This window comes from Streptomyces tricolor, assembly GCF_002155905.1.
Lineage (GTDB): Bacteria > Actinomycetota > Actinomycetes > Streptomycetales > Streptomycetaceae > Streptomyces > Streptomyces tricolor.
In genome coordinates this window covers 1-2,989 of sequence record NZ_MUMF01000835.1, presented here as the reverse complement: position 1 = coordinate 2,989, position 2,989 = coordinate 1, and the positions used below count along the sequence as shown (strand labels likewise).

At 74.1% G+C, this 2,989-nt stretch carries 4 protein-coding genes; all 4 read right to left on the bottom strand.

What is annotated here, in order from left to right:
- Window positions 1-26: 26 nt before the first annotated feature.
- Window positions 27-452 carry a (deoxy)nucleoside triphosphate pyrophosphohydrolase gene (locus CCN44_RS40365; protein WP_059252399.1) on the bottom strand — a complete coding sequence of 142 codons (426 nt, stop codon included), beginning with the start codon at window positions 450-452 and terminating at the stop codon, window positions 27-29.
- Between the two features lie 31 nt (window positions 453-483).
- Window positions 484-675, bottom strand: coding sequence for an SPOR domain-containing protein (locus CCN44_RS40360; RefSeq protein ID WP_059252398.1), 192 nt, complete (start codon window positions 673-675; stop codon window positions 484-486).
- A 474-nt stretch (window positions 676-1,149) separates the two neighbouring features.
- Complete coding sequence (locus tag CCN44_RS40355) at window positions 1,150-1,902, bottom strand: GntR family transcriptional regulator (RefSeq protein WP_059252397.1); 753 nt, start codon at window positions 1,900-1,902, stop codon at window positions 1,150-1,152.
- A gap of 162 nt (window positions 1,903-2,064) precedes the next feature.
- The coding region (locus tag CCN44_RS40350) for a septum formation family protein (RefSeq protein ID WP_107502172.1) at window positions 2,065-2,989 on the bottom strand (925 nt) is incomplete at its 5' end.

Genomic DNA, 2,989 nt, shown 5'->3' with positions numbered 1-2,989 from the left:
GGCCCCGCGCCCCTTCGCGGGCGGGGCTACGCTGTCGCCCGCCAGCGGGCCGACACCGCACGGACCGCGGGGACGTCCTGGTCGAGCCAGTCGACCTCCCAGAGCCGGTCCGGGGTCAGCCAGCGCAGCGCGTCGTGGTCCTGGAGGGGCCGGGGCGCGGGCGAGCCGGGGCGCAGGCGGGCGGTCCACACCTGGAGGACGTACGGCGACCGCAGCGGCCACTCCCCGGGCACGCGTCCGACCGGTTCGGCGTCGATGCCCAGCTCCTCGCGCAGCTCCCGCACCAGGGCGTCCTCGGGCCGCTCCCCCGCCTCCACCTTGCCGCCGGGCAGCTCCCAGCGCCCGGCCAGGTCGGCGGGCGCGCTGCGCCGCGCGGCCAGCAGCCGGCCGTCGTCGAGCAGGGCGGCTCCCACCACCACGATGCGTTCCGTCTCGGGAGTCGTGCGCGTCATGGAGCGGAGCCTACGGGAGCCCCGCGCCCGGTCAGTTCTGCGCGCCGTCCCGGTTCTGGCCGATGCGCTCGACCCAGTAGAGCTGCTTGTGCCCCCGGTCGTCGAGGCTGTCGGCGATCTTCTGCGCCTCCGCGCGGGTCGCGTACCGGCCGACGCGGTAGCGATTGCCGTTGTCGTCCTGCCGTATCACGATCCAGGGAAGGGCGACCGTGCCTTCACTCATGGCCCCCACCGCCCGCGCTCCTTCTCGCACCGCCCCACCTGCTTCCCTTCTCGGGCCCCCGCTGTGCCCCGCCTAAGGAAACCGCAATCCGCATATGCCCGAGCGTACGCCCAACCTTCACGCAGCGAATACGGCTTTTCACAAAGAGGTACGCAACCAGCCAGAACGCCGGGGGCGCACGGGACCGAATGCGCCGTCGCGAACTCCGTCGCCTCGGGTCGCGGGCACGCCGAGGGCACCCTCGGCCACCTGGGAAAACGGCCGGATCGCTGCGGCTCGCACGGGGCCTGCGGGAGCCGTGCGGCAGCCGTGACCGTCCGTCCGGCGCACCCGGGTGTGCGCTACCTCACGCCGAGGGGCGCGCGGTGTACGGCGTACGGCGACCGGGGCGGGGCGGTCGCTCGGCGGTCGGTCGGCCGGCGAACGGACGGGACGGCCACCCGGCGGACAGGCGGTACGAGAGCAGCGGGGCGGTCACTTGACGGGCAGGTGGTAGGAGACGCGGTAGCGGTCGGCCGGGATGACGACGTCGGCGGTCTCGACCGGGCGGCCGGAGGCGAAGTACGTGCGCTGGACGACCAGGACCACATGACCGGGGACACCACCGAGCAGATGCAGCTCCTCGGCGAGGCCGGGGCGGGCGCCGACCTCCTCGGTGACGTTGTCCACGATGACGTCGATGGCCCGCATCCGCTCGACCACGCCCATCCCGCCGAGCGGCCCCTCCTCGGGCAGCATGACCGGGGTGCGGCCGGTGACCGCGAGGGGCTCCCAGGACGTGGAGAGCATCATCGGCTCGCCGCCCTCCCGGAACAGGTACTTGGTGCGCATGACCCGGTCGCCGGCCCGGATCGCGAGCCGCTCCGCGATGGCCGCGCCGGCCTCGGTCTGCTCGCTGCTGGACTCCCAGGTACCGCGCACCGAGGCATCGGCCTGCTCCTGCCGGAACGGGGTGGCGCCGCCGGCCGGGCGGTACCCGGAGCGGGCCACCCGTCGGGGCACGGGCCGCTCGCGCACGTACGTCCCCGAGCCGGAGCGGCCCTCGACCAGGCCCTCGGCCATCAGCACTTTGCGGGCCTCCAGGGCGACCGTGTCGGAGACGCCGTACTCCTCGCGGATGCGGGCCTGGGAGGGGAGGCGGGTGTGGGGCGGGAGTGAACCGTCGACGATCTTCTTGCGGAGATCACCCGCGACACGCAGGTACGCCGGCTGCTCACCGAAAGTCACTGGCCGCTCCCATCAGGTTGTACAGACAGCAACAGCGTGGCAACCGTGGGTTGGGCCGTGCAAGCAAAGGCCAGAGAATCACTCGATGTGATGACAAAAGGCCGGGGAGGGCTTTACCCAGGCACTTTCTCCCCCGTATAGGGGCACCCACACCTCGGTGCGTCAGACCCGCATGCCGGTGTCGCCGCTCCCCTCCCCCGGGTCGGCGGGCACGGTGGTGGCCAGCCGCAGGGCCGTGCGCGCGGCGACCGCCCGGGACGGCTCGATGAGGTCGAAGCCGTTGTCGTAGTGCGCGTAGAAGACGTCCGCGTCCTCGGCCTTCGCGGCCTTCGCCCACTCCGCGCGCGCCTTGTCCAGGTCGGCGGCGAGCGCGGCGACCGGCCGCCGGGCGCCGGCGGGCCAGTCGTGCGCGCGCAGCATCCGGGCCTGCTCGCCGAGCGCGGCCGACACCCGGCCCGCCCACGCCTTGTGCCCCGGCAGGTCGTCCTCGACGTACTCCTCCTCCGGGGCGGTGTCCAGGGCCGCGTCGAGGACGTGCGCGGCCTTGAGGTAGGCGACCTGGTCGGCGTCGAGGACGGTCTCGTCGTTGCGCAGCGACCCGGTCAGGTCCTCGCCCTCGTCGGTGCTGCCGAACGCGCAGGTGACCTCGCGGTCCCCGGCGGCCCAGCTCTCCTCGGTCGGCGACAGGTAGTACACGTCGACGTCGTCGGGGATCGCCCAGCCGTCCATCGCGTAGCCGTTCTGGAGGCTCCAGCAGCGGTCCTCGGCGGTCTCGGCGACCGCGTCGTCCCCGGGGTAGGCGCCGGCCGGCAGCCGGAAGGACGCGAAGACCTCCCCGTCGTGCGCGCCCGCGCAGGGCACCGTGTCCACGTCGTACGTCTCGCCGCTCAGCTCGCCGTCCGGCGCGTCGAAGCACTCGCCCTCGGCCAGCGAGATCGTCGCGCCGTCGCGTGCGCCCTCCTTGAACCCGTGCCACACCTCCGCGGCGCCGCCCGTGGCAAGTAGCAGCGCCCACAGGGCGAGCCCGACCGCGGACAGCACCGCGCCGCCCACGGCCAGCCCCGTGCCGCGCTCGCCGCGCCGGCGG

Coding starts and splice junctions, on each gene's coding strand:
- CCN44_RS40360 (WP_059252398.1), bottom strand. CDS start 675: ATGAGTGAAGGCACGGTCGCCCTTCCCTGGATCGTGATACGGCAGGAC.
- CCN44_RS40365 (WP_059252399.1), bottom strand. CDS start 452: ATGACGCGCACGACTCCCGAGACGGAACGCATCGTGGTGGTGGGAGCC.